The organism is Pseudoalteromonas rubra, assembly GCF_005887095.1.
Taxonomy (GTDB): Bacteria; Pseudomonadota; Gammaproteobacteria; order Enterobacterales; family Alteromonadaceae; genus Pseudoalteromonas; species Pseudoalteromonas rubra_E.
Genome location: NZ_PNCI01000198.1, coordinates 1 through 243 on the forward strand (window position 1 = coordinate 1; position 243 = coordinate 243).

Below are 243 nucleotides of genomic sequence, written 5' to 3' on the forward strand. Positions count from 1 at the left end.
GCCCCGTGTTACCGAGGTACCACAAAAAGCAGTGAGTCCGCTTGGCAGCTAATCACGGCGGGCGTGGTGCCAAGGTATTCGCCATCGGCGTCAATACCCCACCCTACAGTTTTCACCTCACAGCGCTTTATAACCACTGTGGTGATCTGTGCAAGTCGGGGATGCGCGCCAAAGTAACTAAATAATAGCGCCACAGCTTGACGCAGTGGCGCGCCTTGAGCAACGCTAAGGTAATTTAGAGCG

Annotated in this window: 1 pseudogene; it reads right to left on the minus strand. The window is 54.7% G+C overall.

Annotated features, from left to right (window positions below):
- Positions 1-8: 8 nt before the first annotated feature.
- Positions 9-243 (minus strand): annotated as a pseudogene (locus CWB99_RS24495) (hypothetical protein); the annotation flags it as partial.